Below are 19654 nucleotides of genomic sequence, written 5' to 3' on the forward strand. Positions count from 1 at the left end.
TCGTCACGTAATCGCTGTAGAAAGTGTATCTGTGCGTTAAATTGCCCGAATGAAGATTAACCGGCTCCTCGATCATGTCTGGATTCGCAACCTGATGGGCTTAGCAGTCTTACTGGCGGTGCATCTATTGGCGGACATTTACGCCATTGGCCGGCGGCCCGGTTTAACCAAGGTTACACCTTACTTCTATCTGGTATTGTTGTACGGCTGGCTGGTTTTTCATAATCGGATTCTGTTCGAGGGGTTATTTCTCCGGGGCCGGAAGACAGCCTATTTCGGCTGGCTGCTGTTGTTAGTGGCATTTAGCTCGTTCAACATGAATTTCATCCTGCATACAGAGTTTGGTATCTCGCGGTCACTGCCGTATATCGTCAGTTTTTGGGTGTATACCGTCACCGGATTAGGAGTCTATATCACTTATAAATACCTGCGCTCACTCAATCAGCCGGCAACGCCTGCCTCGCCACCGGCTACGTTGGATACCGTGCAACCAGTCACATCCGGACCTGCGCCTGAGGAGCCTGCTTCCTTTTTGTGTATGGTGGATGGTGAGCGCCTGGATATTGCTTACCCGGATATTCTGTATATCGAGAGTCTGGAAAATTACCTGAAGATTTTCACAAAAACGAAACCCTATATTATCCGGCTGACCCTGAAAGAAGCCGAAGCCCGGTTACCCAGGCGGCTCTTCGTAAGGATCAGCCGGTCGCATATTGTTAACCTCACGCATGCTACGCGGGCCGATCAGGACACAGTCAAAGTGGGAGAGAAGGAGTTACGAATCGGTAAGGTGTACAAACGGCATGTTTTGGAGCAACTGCCGGGCTAACCAATTTGCTTACTTGACATACCCTAGCTTCCGGGGAATGGTATAAATCTCCGTCTGCCGGCCGTCGATGTAGCGGAACTGCTTACCGTCAAAATAGCCGTCTTCTTCCAGCATAATGCGGACAGTCTTTTTCCATTCGGGTATTTCTACGGCTGCATTTAGTTCAATAGAATAGGCCGTATTGGCGAACAGTGGGTAATCGCCGGGGCCGGGTACGCCCTGCTGCTGGTCCCACATCCCAATGGTCGGGCCGGCCGCGTGGCCGTGTACGCCGATCGGGTGCGTGTAGATGGTGCCCAGGATGCCTTCTTTTTTCGCCTGCTCCAGCGCTTCTTTCAGTATTTGGTTGCCCGTTTTGCCGGTCTGAAAGCGCTCCGTCAGGATGTCCTGTAGCCGATTGCCCTGCTGGAACGCTTTGCGGATGGATTCCGGCACGTCGGTTTCCCCCGGTCGTAGTACGTAGGCGTGTTGCTGCTGGTCGGTGTTCAGGCGGAGGTAGGTAATGCCGAAGTCGACGTGGAGCAGGTCGCCGGGCATGATGACCTCCCCGGACGGGCGTTTGGCAAAGGTACGCAGGTGATCGAAGCGGGCGGCATCAGGGCGTTGCACATCCACGGTCGGGTGGAACCAGGTATCCAGACCCAGTTCGGTGATGCGCTGCCGGAACCACCACACTACATCGTCGGTGGTGGTAACACCGGGCTGGATCACCTGCTCCGAGAACCCTTCCTGAATAAGCTGGTGTGAGAGCCGGCAGATGAGCGGGTAAATGGCCATTTCCTTCTCGGTACGCGTTTCCAGCCAGGCTACGGCCAGCCGCTCGGCCGAAACGATACGTTTCTGGTAGTCGGCCGGCAGTTTCTCCATAAACTCGCGCTGCTCGGTGTAGGAGAGACCGTCGGCGTGGGCGTAGTTGGTCGAGAAGTTGAGTCCAATCTTTTTGGGTTTCCGCTCGCGGATCATATCCACCAGCGCTTCCCACTGGTTCGGTTTTACATTGATGTCCCAGGCTCCTTTGAGCAGGTTACCGACATCGTACCGGGCAATCGCCAGTTTTTCAACCTCCCCGGCACCGCCATCAGTCCCGGCACCTTTGTCGTAAAAGACCATGATGGTGCGCCGGCGGGCCGACAGCCAGGTAGCCGGCAGCATGGTTTTCAGGACCGGGTCTTCGTTGTATTCGCGGGAGATAATCACCCACATATCAATGCCTTCCCGGCGCATCAGTTGCGGCAGCAGGTTGGTGAAGCGGTCTTCCAGGATCTCATCGACAACCCTGGCACGTTCGCGTTCGCTCAGAATGGCGGAGGGACTTTGGCCGAAGGTTAGGCCAACGCAAAACAGACAAAGCAATAAAAGGAGGAGTGGTAAACGGTAGGTCATACGGCGGTCTATTTGGTCAACAATATAACAAATAGACCCTTGGAGTAGTAAGCGATACGATTTTTTTGCAGATTACCGCTGCTTTGCAAGACCTCCTCTCAACGGGAATTCGTAGAAAAAAGAGCGTAAAGCCGCCCAAGTATGAAGCAGATACTTTACAAAAGTTTGTTTTTAGTAGCCCTGCTAGAAGCAGGATGTGAAGGACTTCCGCTCTGGGGACATCGAAGTGAGGGAAATCATTTACCAGAGAGTCCACTTAACCTGAGCGACATCAACTCACCCGATGATGACTTTAACTCTGAGGCCCCATCCTATGGCGAGATAATACCGCTTGTGTTTTCGTCTAAGCGGGGCGGGAAGTCCCATTTTGATTTTGTGAAAGAGTCGATGGACTACGGATACATCCGGAAAAGTGGGACATTTTATACGGCCTTCAACCTCTATGGCGGGCTGAGTGCGATGGAAGAACAGAGGCCGATCGACTGGGCAGTTTCGGCGGCCAACTCACCGGCCAATGAACTCGGGCCTTACATTCGCTCTTATGACCAAGATCTGATCCCGAATAATAAACGGGGGCATTATGGCGAATACCTGATGTTGTTTGCTTCCGACCGGAGCGGTCAACTGGATATTTACCTCACGCACAATTACCAGGCTACACCGGTACCACCGACAACCAGCGGCAGCATACTGGGAAACAAGGTATTTAATGTACCCGTGCCGATTGCGGCTTTGAACTCGTCGGCTGATGACGCCTATCCGACGTTTAACAAAGATTACAATGAAATTTATTTTACTTCGAACCGTAACGGCACGTTTGATATTTTCCGGGCTATACTACCTGATTTCTCCGCAACCGAATTGCACACTAAGCTACCGGCCTTATCGACTTTAGCTATCGAAAAAGTGACTGCGCTATCGGGTGCGGCTGATGACAAATGCCCGTACATTAACGGCAATACGCTGGTGTTCACCTCAAACCGGCCGGGTGGGTTGGGTGGTTACGATCTGTACTATGCAACCTATCAGGACGGCAATTGGTCGGAGCCGGTAAACTTTGGCCCACGTATCAATTCAGCGCACGACGAATACCGCCCTGTTTTGCGGGAGCCGGCCCTATACGCTCAGGAGCGTCTGCTGATTTTCTCGTCAAACCGTCCCGGCGGAAAAGGAGGTTTTGACCTGTATCTGGTTGGGGTGCCTAAATAAGCAACAGGTGCCTGAATGTACCCCGGTCTGGTCTACTCTCACTTCCGTCGCAGCCGCGTCAGCAGCCACAATAGAAACCGCTGCAACAGTACCAGCACCAGAATGATACCCAGGGCTAATGCAAATAGCACCAGGTTGTTTTCGTTGCTGGCTTTAAAGGCAAAACTCAGTGAAGTAGCCACGGCCGGTGGATGCACCACGTCGGCTACGATCATCAAAACAATGGTTAATACCATAGCCAGGCCGCCTGACAGGTAGCTGGGTCCCAGCAGCACAAATGTCACCAGCCCGATAAGGGCCGCCATCATCTGCGAAATCAATAAGGTTCTAACCGTATTGGTGCCGTGTTCCGGATCCAGGTAGATCAGGAAGGCACTGGCTGCCAGGGAGGCAAACAGCAGACGCTGGTTACTGAGCAGCTCAACAAACCCAAATACGATCAGCACAACAGCCGTAGGCGCCAGAGCCAGCATCAGCTCATCTTTCAGCTTCAACCGCCGTCGTGCTTTACGCGTTGCTCCTTTTTGGGGTTCTAAGCTTTCCATGGTTGTATGTAGACCGAACCGGGGCGCCGGTGCGCTTGTACTCCGGTTCAGGGACGACTCAGAATGAAATCGCGTCGGCGTCCCGGTCCAAAACGCTTACCGCGTCACTTCCGGGATAAGTTCGATGTTGGGCAGGTCGAGGATACGGCTGGTGTGCTCCCGGATCTGCTGGAGTAGTTGCGCATCCTTCGCCAGCGATTTTCCGAAGGAGGGGATCATCTCCTGTAATTTGTTTTGCCAGGCTTCTGACTGCATCTGCTCCGGGAAGCAGCGGTTCAGCAGGTCGATCATAATGGAGACGGCCGTAGACGCACCGGGCGAAGCGCCCAGCAGGGCCGCAATGCTACCGTCGGCGGCATTGACTACTTCCGTACCAAATTCGAGAACACCCCCTTCTTCCTCATCTTTCTTGATGACCTGCACCCGCTGACCGGCTACCTCCAGTTCCCAGTCTTCCATCTTCGCGTTGGGGAAGTACTCGCGCAGCGCCGAGAGCCGGTCGTCGGGCGACTGGAATACCTGCTGAATCAGGTAGCGGGTGAGCGGTACATTGTGCAGCCCGGCCATTAGCATCGGGGCGATGTTGGTCATCTGAATCGACTTCGGCAGGTCCATGTAGGAGCCATGTTTCAGGAACTTGGTCGAGAAGCCGGCGTAAGGACCAAACAGCAACTCCTTCTTGCCGTTGATCATCCGCGTATCCAGGTGGGGCACCGACATCGGGGGAGCACCCACCGAGGCTTTGCCGTATACTTTGGCCTGATGGCGCTCGATAATGTCGCGGTTGAGGCATTTTAGCCACTGACCACTAACGGGGAAGCCGCCGTAGCCCCGGCTCTCGGGAATATCCGATTTTTCGAGCAGCCGCAGCGACCCGCCACCGGCCCCGATAAAGAGAAAACCCGCCCGTACATCGCGTACCTGACCCGTTGTAATATTTTCAACCCGGATTTTCCACCCACCCTGGCTCTTGGAGCGCCAGAGATCCCGCACCTCATGGGCAAAATACAGGTTGACACCGTCCATGCGCTGCAAGTGGTAGAACATGGCGCGGGTAAGCGCCCCAAAGTTCACGTCTGTACCGATGTCCATCCGGGTAGCCGCCACCTGTTGATTTGGCTCGCGTCCTTCCATCACCAGCGGCACCCAGTTGGTTACCTGGTTGGGATCTTCGGTGTACTGCATGCCATGAAAGAGATGCGACTGCATCAGCGCGTCGAATCGCTTCCGGAGGTACGCTACATTGTCCGGGCCCATGACAAAGCTCATATGGGAAATCGGGCGGATAAAGTTAGCGTCGCTGAGAAATCCCTGCTCGACCAGGAAGGCCCAGAACTGCTTGGACACTTCAAATGATTCGGCAATCTTAACGGCTTTGGTGGTTTCGATGGAGCCGTCGGGGAGTTCCGGTGTATAATTTAGTTCGCAGAAGGCTGAGTGGCCGGTGCCGGCATTGTTCCAGGCGTCGGAGCTTTCGGCGGCTGCCACGTCGAGCCGTTCGTAAATATCAATGGTTATATCGGGTTGCAGTTCTTTGAGCATCACCCCGAGGGTTGCGCTCATGATGCCGGCACCAATCAAAATAACATCCGGACCTGCGTTTGTCGAAGTTTTATGTTTAGCCATGCGGGTATGTTCGTACTTGCTTATCTAAACAGGTACAAATTCGGATGGCCTCTTGTTCCGGAATTTTATCGCTGAACGGCTATAGTCTTGGCAAGGTGAAAAAAGTTCATGGTATTGTGAAGCGATGCTCGTCCTCAATTGTGCTCGTCCGCGATTGTATCGCGAGACGGGCGAGGTTCGCGTTTGTAACGCGAGGGAAATATAGCTCGATTTATAGGCGCGTCACAGACGCGCACCTCGCCCGTCTCGCGATACAATCGCGGACGAGCAGAGCTTAGCTCTCCTTGAAAATTTTCTCCAGGCACTTCACCGTAATCAGGTACGTCGGTTTTACCCCCAGTGTGCCGAGGCTTCCGGACGCCAGCGTAGCGCCCGTGAGCAGCGGGTTGTCCGATGCGTAATAGGCGTAACGAATCTTGACATGGGCGGGCACGCTGCCGCGTATTTTCGACTGTGCCTGTATGGCTTTCTGGTAGTGGGCTCCCTCCATTTCCAGCCCGACGGCATTCCAGGAGGAGTTGCGGAAGTAGCTGAGGATCTCTTTGTTTTGCAGCGAGGTGCCGAGTACGGTAATCATCGCACCTTCGTACACGCCGATGCCGTGGCCCTCAAAATCGGCTTTGGTAAAGTCGTTGTCGAGCGGGTAGTTATCGGCGGTACCTTCGAAGATGTGCGACGAGGGAATCATCAGATCGCCCTTGTCGCCGGTCAGGATACCCGCTTTGCCCATGATCGAGATAGACGCTACGTTAAGCAGGTAACACTCACCGCCAGGCTCGTAGGGCTTCAGAAGTTCATCCATAGTCTCAAAGGCCTGCTCGCCAAACGCGTAGTCCATCACCAGCAGCAGCGGCTGCGTTTTTTTGATATACGCCCGGTCGTGGGCAATCTCCGGCGAGAGGGTCTTCAGGTCGATTTTGGCCGTGTCGATTAGCTGTACCAGCAGGTTGGTGCCGCCGGTATCTTCCAGTTCGTGCAGACCGTGGGCAAAGGCGTATTCGCGAACCTGCTGGCGGAATGCTTTCTGCCCCGACTGGCTCAGTTTCAAGGCCAGGTCGAAGAGGTTTTCCCAGGAGGTAGTGCCAGCCAGCGCGTGGGGGGCGTACAGACAGTTGATGACGCTGTGCGGATTAGCGCTGATGATGTGAATCGGACGATCCTGCAGGTTGCTGGCCCAGATAAATTCTTTGATGCGGTTGGCCCAGCGTTCACCGTACAGGTGCTGACCAATGCGTTCCCGCAGCATGGGGGTAAAATTAACTTCCCGGTCGGCATTCTCCTGCCGGATTTCCTGCACCGACACGCGGCCCAGACCGTAAACAATCTGAAACAGGCCGGTGTTAGTGCCCGCCGTTTCGGCAAACCGAAGGTACGCCCGCTGGGTCTCCTCGAAGGTACGGCCCAGAATGGAGCTCAGGTAGGTGAGGGCCAGTTCACGTTCTTCCTCCTCAACGTTGCCACCCGCTTTGACTATAGCTTCCAGTTTTTCCCATTCGCGGGTTTTGCCGCCCCGGTCCAGAAACACATTACGCCGGATCTTGTCGGCCTCCATGAACATAAAGGTGAGGTGCGTCAGGATGTCGTAGATCTCGCTGCGGCCGTTGGTCACCTCGATCACCATCTGTTCTTCGTCGATGCGGTAGCAGTTCCGCCGGCGTTTGGCAGGTATCAGCACCGGAAACTGTGACTTCTCGAAGCCTTCCCGCGACACCAGCGTAATGATCCGGCACGATTCGATGCCTTTCGGTAGCCGGTCCATCACGTACACCAGGCCGTCCAGTTCCACCCGGTGCGGATCATTGACCGAGCCGTAGATCTCGGGCCGGAGGGTTAGCAGGGCCTCGCGGATTTCTTCGCCCGATACCCCCGACGGTTTATAAAACCCCCGGTTGAATAGGTGGCGCATGGTTATATAAAGCCGCTCAATGGCTACCCTGGATTCCTGGGCGCGGTTGAGCGGGGGCGATTGGGTTAAACTCATCGTAGGTAGTAATGAATTAGAAAATTTGGCTGCAAATTACAGCATCTATGGAACACAACCGTAGATTTGGGATTAACTCTCTTATTCATCCATGCGCAAACTAATTTATCTACTGCTCCTCAGCCCGGTCTGTTTACAGGCGCAGCATACCCGCATTGGTCAGAATGGCCAGCCTGAACCCTTTGCCCATACCTTCTCCATTGTAGCCCGCGACGAGCGCACCGGCGACATGGCAGTGGGCGTACAAAGTCACTGGTTTTCGGTAGGCACGACGGTCTCCTGGGGTGAGGCCGGGGTAGGGGTGGTGGCTACCCAATCGTTTGTTAATAAATCATTTGGGATACGTGGTCTGCAACTCCTGAAGCAGGGCAAGACGGCGCAGCAGGCGCTGGATGAACTCTTGAAAGGGGATGAAGGCCGGGATGTCCGGCAGGTCGCCATCGTCGATGCTAAGGGGAATGTGGCGGTGCATACCGGAAAAAAATGTGTGGACCATGCCGGCCACTGGAAAGGCAGAGGCTTTTCGGTACAGGCTAATATGATGCTGAACAATACCGTACCGGCCGCTATGGCTACTGCTTTTGAAAAGAACGCGTCGCTGCCCCTGCCCGAGCGGGTCATGAAAGCCATGGATGCCGCCCAGGCAGCCGGTGGCGACATCCGGGGTAAACAATCGGCGGTGCTGCTGGTGGTACGGGGCAAGTCCACCGGTGCACCCTGGGATGATAACCACCTGGTCGACCTGCGGGTAGATGATAACCCCCAACCGCTACAGGAGCTGGGCCGGTTGCTGCGGGTACATCGGGCCTACGAGTACATGAACAATGGCGACCTGGCGGTTGAGAAGAACGACATGAAAACAGCCATGACCGAGTACGGAGCCGCCATGAAAATGTTTCCCGAAAACCTGGAAATGAAATACTGGACCGCCATTGGGCTAGCCAATTCCAAACAGGTTGCCAAAGCTGCCGATTTGCTCCGCTCCATCTACGCCAAAGACCCCAACTGGCGCGAACTCACCCGACGGCTGCCCAAAGTTGGACTGCTGACGGTGTCGCAGAAGGAGTTGAGGGAGTTAGTGAAGTAGCTACCCCTGCCTACGCATCATCTCCACCACCGGTCGGAATGCCGTTTCATATTGCTGCATGACAAAGGCTTTGTCTTCAGGTTTCAGCTGGACGAGTCCTTTCGTATTTTTATCAGCCTGCTCCGGGGTGCGGATACCGGGTATGATGGTGGAGATTTCCGGAAAACTGAGAATGTAGCTCAGGCTGAGTTCAGCGGGGCTTACCCCATACTGGCGGGCCAACTCCCAGACCGGTTGCAGCGCCTTGTTTGATGTTTCAATAAGCTCGGGTGTAAGCCGGAAGCTGCGGTGGTCGTTGGCGTCGAAGGTGGTGCTGGTGTCGAACTTGCCGGCCAGCAGACCAAACTGGAGGGGCATTCGGGCGATGATGCCGTAGCCCTGCGCCTGCATGTTGGGCAGGTAGGAGAGGATATGCTGGTTCAGGATATTGAACACCACCTGGAAGCCATGGCCGATCTGGTGCGTCAGGAAGAAGTCGGCTTCGGGTTCGGGCGCAAAGGTATTGAGCGAAATACCCCAGTAGCGGATTTTACCTTCCTGCTGTAACTGCTCCATGGCTTCAATGCATTCGCCCTGCTCCAGATGCGCTACTTTGGCGATATGTAGTTGGTGGTAGTCGATGGTGTCGCGCCGGAGCCGGTGGAGACTGTCCTCGCAGGCTTGCATAATGTAGGCTTTGGAGTAGTCGATCTCTACTTTGTTATCCCCCAGCTTCTGCCCCACCTTCGAGGCAATAATCACATCGGAGCGGTTGCCGAATACCCTGCCGATGAGTTCTTCGGAGTGCCCCAGGCCGTAGAAGTCAGCGGTGTCGTAGAAGTTGATGCCCAGATCAAAGGCGCGATGTAAGGCTTTTTCGGAGGTAGTATCGTCGGTTTCGCCCCAGCCGATGGGCATGGTGCCGGCAAAGGCGGGGCCGCCGATGGCCCAGGCTCCGAAGCCTATTTCGCTAACCTGCAAATCGGTCCTTCCAAATGAGCGGTAGTTCATGGTTGTGGCGTAAAGAAGTAAACAGTGATGTAAGCGACAGATAAGGGCGTAAAGCTACCTCACTTTACTGACTGTTTTAGCCCATAGGGTAGGCCAAAGCATAGGAACGCGTTGCTGATAATGCCGGTACGTACTGCCAAACTCACGGAGGAGCTTTTGCTCTTCAAAATAGATGCCGATCCGGATGTACAGCGTCGTCAGCACGAACAGCATGCCATAGCTAAGGGTTGGTGACAGCAGAAAAAGGCCAAGTACCAACAGAATGGAACCGGTATATAGCGGGTGGCGGACATACTGCAGCAAACCGGCCTGCACCAGAGGCTGAGGGCTTACCTCATGCTCAGGCCGGAAAGCATCAAGTCCGGTAAAATCACCCAGATCGTATTGCCGGAATGCCAGTACGGCTACGCCAAATCCCACCACCAGCAGTACTGCACCCACAACCCGGCTCCACAGGTTTAGTGCCCACAGGTAATCAGCAGGAGCCGTCCGGTGAACCGCAAGTACCAGCACAAATGTTATTACCGCCAGCCCGTTGTACAGCAGCCGGTAATACCGGTAGTAGTTCCTGATGTATTTTCTGAACCAGTCCTTTACGGTATTACTTGCCGTCAGGCTGTGTAAGGAGCCGAACAAGACCCAGGCGAGAAGGATGGAAAGATACGGGTTCATAACAAGGTTCGCAGGGAAATACGAATATAACAGTCAGTTTGAAGTTTACAGTGGGCAGTTTGCAGGGCATAGGGGCCGGAATGGAGAACGATCAGGCGGCTATGTAACATTAGTCACGGAATGGCCGCGTTGCATATGCTTGATTTGCTGAAAAATTAAGGCAAATCAAATGAGTACAATCGAACTAGTTGGGTTTTCATCATCCATTCTGATTGGGATCAGTCTGGGACTGATCGGGGGGGGCGGCAGCATTCTGACCCTGCCTGTGCTGGTGTATCTAATGGGCATCAATCCCATTATGTCAACGGCTTATTCCCTGTTTGTGGTGGGGGCAACTTCGCTGGTGGGCTCTGTTAACTATATGCGCCACCAGCAGGTCAACTACAAAGCTGCTTTGGTTTTTTCGGTCCCTTCGTTCCTGGCGGTATACCTGACCCGAAAATTCCTGGTACCTGCCATACCCGACCCAATTTTTACCACGGCCGCTTTTACGCTGAGTAAAGATGTAGCCATTATGTTATTCTTTGCGCTGGTCATGCTGGCGGCCTCTATCTCCATGATCCGCGACAAAAACAAGGCGCAGAAAGCCGAAGGGCCGGTGCAGTTTAACCTGCCCCTGATTGCGCTGGAAGGGGCCCTGGTCGGTACGCTGACCGGTATCGTTGGGGCGGGCGGAGGTTTTCTGATTATCCCGGCGCTGGTGCTGCTGGCACGACTGCCGATGAAAATGGCCGTTGGCACCTCGCTGCTCATCATTGCGGTCAAATCGCTGATCGGTTTCCTGGGCGATTTATCGAATATTCCGGTCGACTGGCCGTTCCTGCTCGAATTTACCGGGCTATCCATCATCGGAATCTTTGTGGGCTCCTACCTGTCCCGCTTTGTACCGGGCCAAAAACTGAAAAAAGCGTTTGGCTACTTTGTGCTGGTCATGGGGGTTCTTATTCTTGTTAAGGAGACACTGCTTTAAGAACGGCTCCGGTGACAAATGTTACAGACTAGGTGTTTAACGGATAGTAACTTTGTATCATTCAATCAAAAACTAAGTAAAAAAGTCATGAAAATCGAGCAGATATATACCGGCTGCCTGGCCCAGGGAGCCTACTACATTGAAAGTGAAGGCGAAGTAGCCATTGTAGATCCCCTGCGCGAAGTAAAGCCGTACATCGAGCGGGCTGAGCGCGACGGGGCTACCATCAAATACGTGCTGGAGACGCACTTCCACGCCGACTTTGTATCGGGTCATATCGACCTGGCGAAGAAGACCGGAGCCGACATTGTGTATGGTCCCAACGCCCAGACGGGTTTTGCGGCATACGTGGCCAAAGATGGGGAAGAACTGTCGCTGGGTAAGATAAAGATTCGGGTGCTGCACACCCCTGGGCACACCATGGAGTCGACCTGTTACCTGCTGATCGACGAGAAGGGTAAAGAAATGGCCCTGTTCAGTGGCGATACCTTGTTTATCGGTGATGTGGGCCGTCCGGACCTGGCGCAGAAATCAGACCTGACCGTGGATGACCTCGCTGGCTATCTCTTTGACTCGTTGCGGACCAAGGTGATGACCCTGCCCGACGATGTCATTGTGTATCCGGCGCACGGAGCGGGTTCGGCCTGCGGCAAGAACATGAGCAAGGAAACCACCGATACGCTGGGCAATCAGAAGTTATTCAACTACGCCCTCCGGGCCAATATGAGCCGGGAGGAATTTATTAAAGAGGTGACGGACGGCCTGCTGGCTCCGCCCCAGTATTTCCCGCAGAACGTGATGCTGAACAAAGAGGGGTACGAAAGCATCGACACCGTCTTGAGTCGCGGAGCCCAGCCCTTGAATCCGGAAGCCTTCGAAGCAGCCGCCAACGAAACCAGTGCGCTGGTGCTCGATGTCCGGCCGGCGCAGGTGTTCAGTAAGGGATTCATTCCAAACTCTATCAATATAGGCTTAGGTGGTCAGTTTGCCCCCTGGGTAGGTGCGTTGGTGCCGGATGTTCGTCACGAACTGCTACTGGTGTGCGAACCAGACCAGGTGCAGGAAACCCTCACGCGGCTGGCGCGGGTAGGCTACGACAATGTGCTGGGTTACCTGGAAGGCGGCTTTGCGGCCTGGCAGGCATCCGGTAAGGAGGTGGATACCATCACTTCGATCTCAGCCGGTGAGCTGGCTGACCGGCTGGAAAAGGAGCAGGTAACGGTTGTAGACGTACGCCGGCCGGGTGAATTTGAGGCCGAGCACGCCGACGGTGCCAAAAACCTGCCACTCGATTATATCAGCGAACACATGGCTGAATTCCCGAAAGACGAAACGTTTTACGTCCACTGCGCAGGCGGCTATCGCTCCATGATGGCCGCGTCGATTCTGAAGGCGCGGGGATACGACAACGTCATCGATGTAGCGGGTGGATTCGCCGATATGCAGAAAACCGGCCGGATTAAAACCACCGATTACGTGTGCCCGACTACGATGAAGAAAGGGTGAAAGAGTGAAAGAGTGATGCTGTGGTGCCGTCTACCAATCTGAAAACCGTCAATTGCTATGGACTTCCACGCTATTTGCCGGACGCGGCCCGCACTCTTCCACTCTTTCGCCTTTCACTTAGGGATGAATAATTGCCCAGCCCTGTTGCTGGCGGATGATGAGTTCACCGTTGGCGCTGGGGGTATACAACACAAAGGGATACAGCTCGTCTTTGCTTATCTTCCGTTGTTGTAAGGTATTTTCGCACTGAACCAGCAGGGTGCCCTGCTTCTGTAGGTCCAGCAGGGTTTGCTCGTATGGACTGCCTTTCCGGAAGAGGGCTACCCCGGAGCCGTGTACCACCAGTTCAACGTCCAGCTTTCCTTTAAGCCTTGGGTCGGTCAGCGCATTCTGAATATTTTGTAACGTGCTCTTTATCTTTTCTTCATTATCGGTATTAAGTTGGTAGGCAACGTAATACCTTGGTTTGGTGGCTTCTGCTCCGTGAAAGGGAGTTTGCGCCAGGGCAGGTTTGACCAGAATCGTTGCCAGGATAAGCAGGAACGTTGCGAAGGGGTTCATAATTGCGTTTGACTGGATTGATACAGGCCGGTACTAGAAATATAGTTCGGTTACCGGCGGCTGCGTGTAGGGTTGGTATTGACAGTCTAAATATACAAGTTTTATGCAAAGTCTTTTGAAAAACTGGACGTTCATGCGGGTTATCCGGCTCGTGGCGGGGGGCCTGATTATCTGGCGTTCGTTTGTCGACGGGCAGCCAGTGTTGGGCTTGCTCGGGGGACTGTTTTTGGTACAGGTCATATTCAATACCGGATGCGGACCCGCAGGTTGCAGTATACCGGACTCTCGCCAATCAATCCGCCAATCGCCTAAGAAGATTCACCATGAAGAGGTATAGCGCTAAGGAGCGAAACGGAGCCGACCTGCTGGGTAAATCCATGCTGGTATGGGTGGGTTTAACGACCATACCGCTCGCGGCCGGAACCTCCTGGATACTTTCTCCGCCCGTGTCCAGGCCGGCTCAGTCGGTCAATAAAATCCGGACGGCTACCCGCCGTTCACCGGACCAGACAAAAAACGATGCCGAACTGGTGACGTACGGTAAAGAACTTATCGTAAACACGGCCACCTATCTCGGCCCGAAAGGCAAAGTGGCGTATCTCTCCAACGGTATGAATTGCCAGAACTGCCACCTGGATGCCGGCACCAAACCCTGGGGGAATAACTATAAGGCGGTGGCCGCTACGTACCCTAAGTATCGCGAACGCTCCGGCACCGTCGAAAGTGTCGGCAAGCGGGTCAACGACTGTATGGAGCGGAGCCTGAACGGCAAGGGGCTGGACAGCAATAGCCGCGAACTGAAGGCCATGGTGGCCTACATCAACTCGGTGGGTCGTAATGTGCCAAAGGGTGTTACCCCAAAGGGAGCGGGTATCTGGAAAGTACCTTACCTGGACCGGGCTGCCGACCCCCGGAAAGGCCGGATGGCGTACCAGCAAAAGTGCGTAGCCTGCCACGGTGCTAAGGGTGAAGGCATTGCCAGGCCGGACGGAACGGGCTATACCTTTCCGCCTTTGTGGGGAAACCACAGCTACAACCAAGGCGCCGGGCTGTACCGTCTGTCGCGAATGGCCGGCTACATCAAAACCAATATGCCGCTGGGCGCTACCTCTGAGGCTCCGCAGTTAAGGGATGAAGAAGCCTGGGATATTGCCGCCTTTATTAATTCGATGCCGCGTCCGGCCAAAGACCTGCGCAACGACTGGCCGCACATAGCCGGAAAGCCAATCGACCATCCCTTTGGCCCCTATGCGGACGGCTTTTCGGAGAAACAGCACAAGTATGGGCCGTTCAAACCCATCCAGGCCTGGCAGGACCAGCATAAAACCCGGCTGAAATAAATCAAATAGGAGTCGGTTCTGTAACCTTAGTCACGGAAAGGCGGCAGGCATCGGTGGTAACTTTGTAACATCAATAACGATTGCAAAGGATATGACCAGGCGTTTTCCGTCTTTTTTGTTGGTATTCGGGCTGTGGGCGACTGCGCTCACCGGCCGGGCCGAACAGCCTGATACGCTAACCAGTGGTTCTCCCTGGCTCCAGCGCGACCGGTTTCCCATTCGGGTCCGCTCGCTTTTCATGGCTACCGACAACCAGCCGGGCCTGACCGATGCCTATGCCTGGGGTGTTGGGGTAGGACTGGGCTACCAGACACCCCGCCTGTTTAACCACCTGCAACTTGGCGGAACGGCCTTTTTCCGCGCCAATGTGCTTTCGTCGGACCTGGCCGCCCGTGATCCGCAAACAAACGCGCCGAATCGGTACGAAGTCGGTCTGTTTGACCTGCAGCGTCCCGGTAGCCACGCGCTGATTAGCCGGATTGAGGAGCTGTATGGGCGCTACCATCTGGCGAAGAAATCCAGCGTCACGGTAGGCCGGCAACTACCGAAGTCACCGTTTATCAACGCACAGGACGGCCGGCTTTCCCCGACCTTTGCCGAAGGTGTATCGCTGGAATGGGGCGAGTGGGCAAACACCCGCGTGCAGGTCGATTACTGGCGTCGGATGGCACCTCGCTCAACGGTCGGCTGGCATGGCATAGGTGAAAGCATAGGTCTGTATCCGGTTGGGGTGGATGGTAGCGGGCGGCCATCGCAATACGCGGGCAATACCCGGTCGGCGGGCATTTTTCAGCTTGGCCTGACGCATAAACTGGGGCTGGTGGTGCTGCAGGTCTGGGATACCCACGTAGCAAACGTGTTTAACCTAGCCTACGTCCGTGCCGATGCTACGCTGCCCGGCAGCGGAGCCGGGAAGTGGATAGCCGGTCTGCAACTGGCCCGTGAATGGGCAACCGGCAACGGGGGCAATGCGGATGAGGCAAAGGCGTACATGGCTCCGCAGAACCGGTCGACAATCGGGTCGGGGCGCATCGGGTTTCAGGCACTCCATTGGGCGATGCATCTCAATGCCACCCGAATTACGGCAGAAGGGCGGTTTCTGATGCCCCGCGAATGGGGCCGCGAGCCGTTTTATACCTTTCTTTTCAGGGAGCGGAACGAAGGCTTTGGCGACGTTATCGCCTTTAGTACCAATCTTATCCTGATGCCGGTCAAACGACTCAAAGGCGAAGCCAGTGTCGGGTATTACCAACTCCCGGACGTAAAGAATGTGGCGCTGAATAAGTACGGCATGCCCGCTTATTTGCAGGCACACCTGAGTGTCAATTACCGGATTGTGAACGGCCTGGATGCGCAGTTGGTTTATTTATATAAAGCTGCCGCCGGCAATACCTACGACAGTGCCCGCTATGTGTACAACAAGGTAGGTATGAACCAGCTAAATGTAATGCTTAACTATCATCTATAAATCAGTTTCATGGAGTTATTAGAGTTGATTCGGAAGCCCTGGCCCTGGTATGTGGCAGGGCCGCTTATCGGGCTTACAGTGCCTGTGCTGTTGCTGATCGGCAACAAATCATTTGGAATTTCATCGTCATTGCGCCATATCTGTGCGGCCTGTGTGCCGGCCAACATTCCTTTCTTCCAGTACAATTGGCGGAAAGAGGTCTGGAATCTGTTTTTTGTGGTGGGTGTGCTGGTGGGTGGTTTTCTGGCTACCCGGTTTTTGGCCAACCCCGATGCGGTCCAGTTGTCGGCGGCTACGGTGGCCGACCTGAAGGCGCTTGGCATTCAGGATTTTTCCGGGCTGATGCCGGCTGACCTGTTTGATGTATCTAATTTGTTTACCCTCAAGGGCCTGATTTTCTTTGTGCTGGGTGGATTTCTGGTAGGCTTTGGCACCCGGTGGGCGGGGGGGTGTACATCTGGCCACGCGATTATGGGCCTGTCTAACCTGCAATTGCCCTCGCTGGTAGCAACCTGCTGTTTTATGGTCGGTGGTTTTGCCATGACGCACCTGATTCTGCCGTACCTGATGAAGTTAGTTTAATTAATCCTGAAAAGATCTGTACTGCAATGCAAAAGATAGATGTTTCCCCATCCATGGTGTGCGATGCACCCAACGATATGCAAAAAACGGAACACTGGACGGCCAATCTTAAATATATGGTCGTTGGTATCCTGTTCGGTATCGTCTTTGTAAAGGCCGAAATCATCTCATGGTTCCGGATTCAGGAAATGTTCCGCCTGCAAAGCTTCCATATGTACGGCGTCATCGGCTCGGCCGTGGTGGTGGGGATGATTTCCGTGTGGCTCATCAAGCAGTTTCACATCAAAACCATCGCCGGCGAGACGGTTGAGTTTCACCCGAAAAAATTCACGAAAGGCCAGGTATTTGGCGGACTCATGTTCGGCCTGGGCTGGGCCATTACGGGTGCCTGTCCGGGACCGCTGTTCGCCCAGATTGGTAGCGGCTATCTGATCGTCATTGTGACGCTGCTGAGCGCCATTGCCGGCACCTGGACGTACGGTTACCTGCGGGAGCGGTTGCCGCATTAAAGGTGAAAGAGCGAAAGAGTGTGGCCCGCTACTAAACACTCTTTCGCTCTTTCACTCTCTGTGACAAAGGTTACTGACTACCTCTTTTTCAGGCGCTACCTTTAACCGGTACTTAACTTTTTTCGTCATGAAAAGAAAATATCAGGTATTGATCGTTGGAGGTGGCAATGCCGGTTTGTCAACGGCCGCCCAGTTGCTGCGCAAAGAGCGGGCACTGTCGGTCGGTATTATTGAGCCGTCGGAAAAGCATTATTATCAACCCGCCTGGACGCTTGTCGGGGCCGGGGAATTTGACGTACGGGATACCGAAAAAGCCGAGCAGGATTATATCCCGGAAGGAGCCGACTGGATTCGCGACGCCGTCGACTCGTTTCAGCCTGAACAGAATCAGGTGACCTGCCGGAGCGGGGCTGTGTACACCTACGATGCGCTGGTGGTTGTGCCGGGTATTCAGCTCGACTGGAGCAAAATCAAAGGACTGCGTGAAACGCTGGGGCAAAATAACGTAACGAGCAATTATGCCTACCAGACGGCCCCCTATACCTGGGAACTGATTAAGAACTTCAAAGGTGGAGTGGCCGTGTTTACCAATCCGCCGACACCAGTAAAGTGCGGGGGCGCTCCGCAGAAAATCATGTATCTGGCCTGTGACTACTGGCAGAAGAATGGTGTGCTGGACAAAACCGAAGTGCATTTTGTATCGGGCGGTACCATCATCTTCGGCGTAAAGGAGTTCGCCAAAACGCTGGAAGGGGTCGTCAAACGTTACCGGATTAAAACGCATTTTCATCAGACCATAACCGAGATCGACGGGCCGAACCACACCCTCTACTTTGAAGGGAAAGACCCTGACGGAAGCCTGGTGAAACAGTCCCTGACGTTTGACATGGCGCATATTACGCCCCCGCAGTCGGCACCCGATTTCATCAAAAGCAGCCCGCTGGCCGACCCAACGCAGCACTTAGGCTGGGTAGAGGTCAATAAGTTTACCTTCCAGCATAGTCGTTTTTTCAATATTTTCGCCTGCGGAGACGTCAGCAATGCGCCTACCTCCAAAACCGGAGCCGCCATCCGGAAACAGGCCCCGGTGATGGTCGAACACCTGTTGGCCTTTCTGCAGAAGACGCCATCGAATGCGCAGTATGACGGCTACACCGCCTGCCCAATCCCAACCGAATATGGCAAACTGATGCTGGCGGAGTTTGACTATTCCAACAAGCCCAAAATGACGTTCCCCTTTGACCAGACGGTGCCGCGCTGGACCATGTGGCTGCTCAAAAAATACGTGCTGCCGTGGCTGTACTGGCACCGAATTCTGACCGGAAAAGCCTGAGTTGTTGACTGGTTAATTGGTTCATTAGGGTGGTCTCGCTAATCAACTGATGAACCATTTAACTAATTAACCAATCAACGAGTCAGCCTAAAAGTGGTTACTTTGCCGCATGAAAGCTCGCTTTATAAACGTGTTTCTGCTGTGGACAGCGCTTTTTATCCTGACGTTACCGTGTTCGGCCCAGTTTCAACCCATGGGTGGGCAACCCGCTCAGGACGGTATCCGGCAGGGGCGGTTTATTGGGGTGGTAGCGGGTACGGCTCTGTTTTACGGCGTGACGCTGGTCATGCTCAAAAAAACGTGGTATAAAAAGAAAGTCAGGTTTCATTCCTTCAACGACAACCGCGAGTGGCTGCAAATGGATAAGATTGGCCACGCGGCCACGGCCTACTGCATGAGCCGGGGTGGTTACGAGCTCATGCGCTGGAGCGGGGTCAGCGAGCGGGCTTCTATTCTGACCGGCGGGCTGCTGGCGCTGCTGTTTCAATCGACCATTGAAGTATACGACGGCTATTCGGAGGGCTGGGGGTTCTCCAAAATGGATATGGTGGCCAATGTGGCCGGTACGATGCTGTTTGTGGGGCAGCAGTATGGTTTCGGCGAGCAGAAAGTGACCATGAAGTATGGGTTTCGGAAGAGTATTTACCCGCCGTACCGCTCCGACCTGCTGGGCCGTAAAACGGGTGTGCAACTGTTGAAAGATTATAACGCCCAGCAATACTGGCTGTCGCTGAACCTGGCGTCGGTGCTGCCGGTTGGACCATTGTTTCCCCGCTGGCTGAACCTGGACCTGGGCTACAGCGGCAGCGGCATGATTGGCGGGCACGAAAATCCCATTGTGTTTGACAAAGACGGCCGCGAGGTGAAATTCCAGCGGTATCGTCAGTTTTATATATCGCCGGATGCCGACCTGTCGCGGCTGCCGGTCAATTCGTCGCTGCAGCGCTTTATCGGCACGGCGCAATTCTTCAAGATACCGGCACCAACCGTTGAGTTCAACCGGATTCATAAAGTTCGGTTCCACCCACTGTCCCTGAGCAAAGACTAAACAGGCTGCCGTTCA

At 54.5% G+C, this 19654-nt stretch carries 19 protein-coding genes; 12 read left to right on the top strand and 7 right to left on the bottom strand.

Annotated elements, in window-relative coordinates; translation table 11 throughout:
* Positions 1 to 49: 49 nt before the first annotated feature.
* Positions 50 to 829: a LytR/AlgR family response regulator transcription factor gene (locus tag ABD949_RS29205; RefSeq protein WP_345249837.1), complete on the top strand. Its 780-nt coding sequence runs from the start codon at positions 50 to 52 to the stop codon at positions 827 to 829.
* A 9-nt stretch (positions 830 to 838) separates the two neighbouring features.
* Here ABD949_RS29205 and ABD949_RS29210 read toward each other — a convergent pair whose 3' ends face one another.
* Positions 839 to 2212: a M24 family metallopeptidase gene (locus ABD949_RS29210; protein WP_345249839.1), complete on the bottom strand. Its 1374-nt coding sequence runs from the start codon at positions 2210 to 2212 to the stop codon at positions 839 to 841.
* 141 nt (positions 2213 to 2353) lie between these two features.
* Here ABD949_RS29210 and ABD949_RS29215 point away from each other — a divergent pair, with 141 nt between their 5' ends.
* Positions 2354 to 3421 carry a TolB family protein gene (locus ABD949_RS29215; RefSeq protein ID WP_345249841.1) on the top strand — a complete coding sequence of 356 codons (1068 nt, stop codon included), beginning with the start codon at positions 2354 to 2356 and terminating at the stop codon, positions 3419 to 3421.
* Between the two features lie 38 nt (positions 3422 to 3459).
* Here the strand turns inward: ABD949_RS29215 and ABD949_RS29220 are convergent, their stop codons facing one another.
* From ABD949_RS29220 to ABD949_RS29230, 3 genes are all read right to left on the bottom strand, one after another.
* Positions 3460 to 3966 carry an HPP family protein gene (locus ABD949_RS29220; protein ID WP_345249843.1) on the bottom strand — a complete coding sequence of 169 codons (507 nt, stop codon included), beginning with the start codon at positions 3964 to 3966 and terminating at the stop codon, positions 3460 to 3462.
* A 96-nt stretch (positions 3967 to 4062) separates the two neighbouring features.
* Positions 4063 to 5592: a malate:quinone oxidoreductase gene (locus ABD949_RS29225; RefSeq protein WP_345249844.1), complete on the bottom strand. Its 1530-nt coding sequence runs from the start codon at positions 5590 to 5592 to the stop codon at positions 4063 to 4065.
* Between the two features lie 274 nt (positions 5593 to 5866).
* On the bottom strand, positions 5867 to 7573 hold the full coding sequence (locus ABD949_RS29230) for a DUF6909 family protein (RefSeq protein ID WP_345249846.1): 1707 nt from the start codon (positions 7571 to 7573) through the stop codon (positions 5867 to 5869).
* A gap of 91 nt (positions 7574 to 7664) precedes the next feature.
* Here ABD949_RS29230 and ABD949_RS29235 point away from each other — a divergent pair, with 91 nt between their 5' ends.
* A complete protein-coding gene (locus ABD949_RS29235; protein ID WP_345249848.1) occupies positions 7665 to 8660 on the top strand; it encodes a DUF1028 domain-containing protein in 996 nt (331 codons plus the stop codon).
* Here the strand turns inward: ABD949_RS29235 and ABD949_RS29240 are convergent, their stop codons facing one another.
* Both ABD949_RS29240 and ABD949_RS29245 read right to left on the bottom strand, forming a co-directional pair.
* Complete coding sequence (locus tag ABD949_RS29240) at positions 8661 to 9650, bottom strand: aldo/keto reductase (protein WP_345249850.1); 990 nt, start codon at positions 9648 to 9650, stop codon at positions 8661 to 8663.
* 54 nt (positions 9651 to 9704) lie between these two features.
* A complete protein-coding gene (locus tag ABD949_RS29245; RefSeq protein ID WP_345249852.1) occupies positions 9705 to 10322 on the bottom strand; it encodes a methyltransferase family protein in 618 nt (205 codons plus the stop codon).
* A 169-nt stretch (positions 10323 to 10491) separates the two neighbouring features.
* On the opposite strand from ABD949_RS29245, the gene ABD949_RS29250 reads away from it, so the two are divergent.
* Together ABD949_RS29250 and ABD949_RS29255 are read left to right on the top strand one after the other, a co-directional pair.
* A complete protein-coding gene (locus ABD949_RS29250) occupies positions 10492 to 11292 on the top strand; it encodes a sulfite exporter TauE/SafE family protein (protein ID WP_345249854.1) in 801 nt (266 codons plus the stop codon).
* An 87-nt stretch (positions 11293 to 11379) separates the two neighbouring features.
* A complete protein-coding gene (locus ABD949_RS29255) occupies positions 11380 to 12798 on the top strand; it encodes an MBL fold metallo-hydrolase (protein WP_345249856.1) in 1419 nt (472 codons plus the stop codon).
* Positions 12799 to 12915: 117 nt separating this feature from the next.
* Here the strand turns inward: ABD949_RS29255 and ABD949_RS29260 are convergent, their stop codons facing one another.
* Positions 12916 to 13359, bottom strand: coding sequence for a DsrE family protein (locus tag ABD949_RS29260; protein ID WP_345249857.1), 444 nt, complete (start codon positions 13357 to 13359; stop codon positions 12916 to 12918).
* 103 nt (positions 13360 to 13462) lie between these two features.
* Here ABD949_RS29260 and ABD949_RS29265 point away from each other — a divergent pair, with 103 nt between their 5' ends.
* The 7 genes from ABD949_RS29265 to ABD949_RS29295 all read left to right on the top strand — a co-directional run bounded on the left by ABD949_RS29265 (position 13463) and on the right by ABD949_RS29295 (position 19639).
* Positions 13463 to 13696 (top strand): hypothetical protein, encoded by a 234-nt coding sequence (locus ABD949_RS29265; protein ID WP_345249858.1) that lies wholly within the window; start codon positions 13463 to 13465, stop codon positions 13694 to 13696.
* Positions 13683 to 14699: a c-type cytochrome gene (locus tag ABD949_RS29270; RefSeq protein ID WP_345249859.1), complete on the top strand. Its 1017-nt coding sequence runs from the start codon at positions 13683 to 13685 to the stop codon at positions 14697 to 14699. The genes ABD949_RS29265 and ABD949_RS29270 overlap by 14 nt, the downstream gene beginning before the upstream one ends.
* Before the next feature lie 91 nt (positions 14700 to 14790).
* A complete protein-coding gene (locus tag ABD949_RS29275; RefSeq protein WP_345249860.1) occupies positions 14791 to 16167 on the top strand; it encodes a hypothetical protein in 1377 nt (458 codons plus the stop codon).
* 9 nt (positions 16168 to 16176) lie between these two features.
* Positions 16177 to 16749 (top strand): YeeE/YedE family protein, encoded by a 573-nt coding sequence (locus tag ABD949_RS29280; protein ID WP_345249862.1) that lies wholly within the window; start codon positions 16177 to 16179, stop codon positions 16747 to 16749.
* A 26-nt stretch (positions 16750 to 16775) separates the two neighbouring features.
* Complete coding sequence (locus ABD949_RS29285) at positions 16776 to 17258, top strand: YeeE/YedE family protein (protein ID WP_345249864.1); 483 nt, start codon at positions 16776 to 16778, stop codon at positions 17256 to 17258.
* Positions 17259 to 17385: 127 nt separating this feature from the next.
* Positions 17386 to 18591, top strand: coding sequence for an NAD(P)/FAD-dependent oxidoreductase (locus ABD949_RS29290; protein ID WP_345249866.1), 1206 nt, complete (start codon positions 17386 to 17388; stop codon positions 18589 to 18591).
* A 109-nt stretch (positions 18592 to 18700) separates the two neighbouring features.
* On the top strand, positions 18701 to 19639 hold the full coding sequence (locus ABD949_RS29295; protein WP_345249868.1) for a DUF2279 domain-containing protein: 939 nt from the start codon (positions 18701 to 18703) through the stop codon (positions 19637 to 19639).
* The last annotated feature ends 15 nt before the right edge of the window (positions 19640 to 19654 follow it).

The organism is Nibrella saemangeumensis (genome assembly GCF_039541915.1).
GTDB classification, from domain to species: domain Bacteria; phylum Bacteroidota; class Bacteroidia; order Cytophagales; family Spirosomataceae; genus Nibrella; species Nibrella saemangeumensis.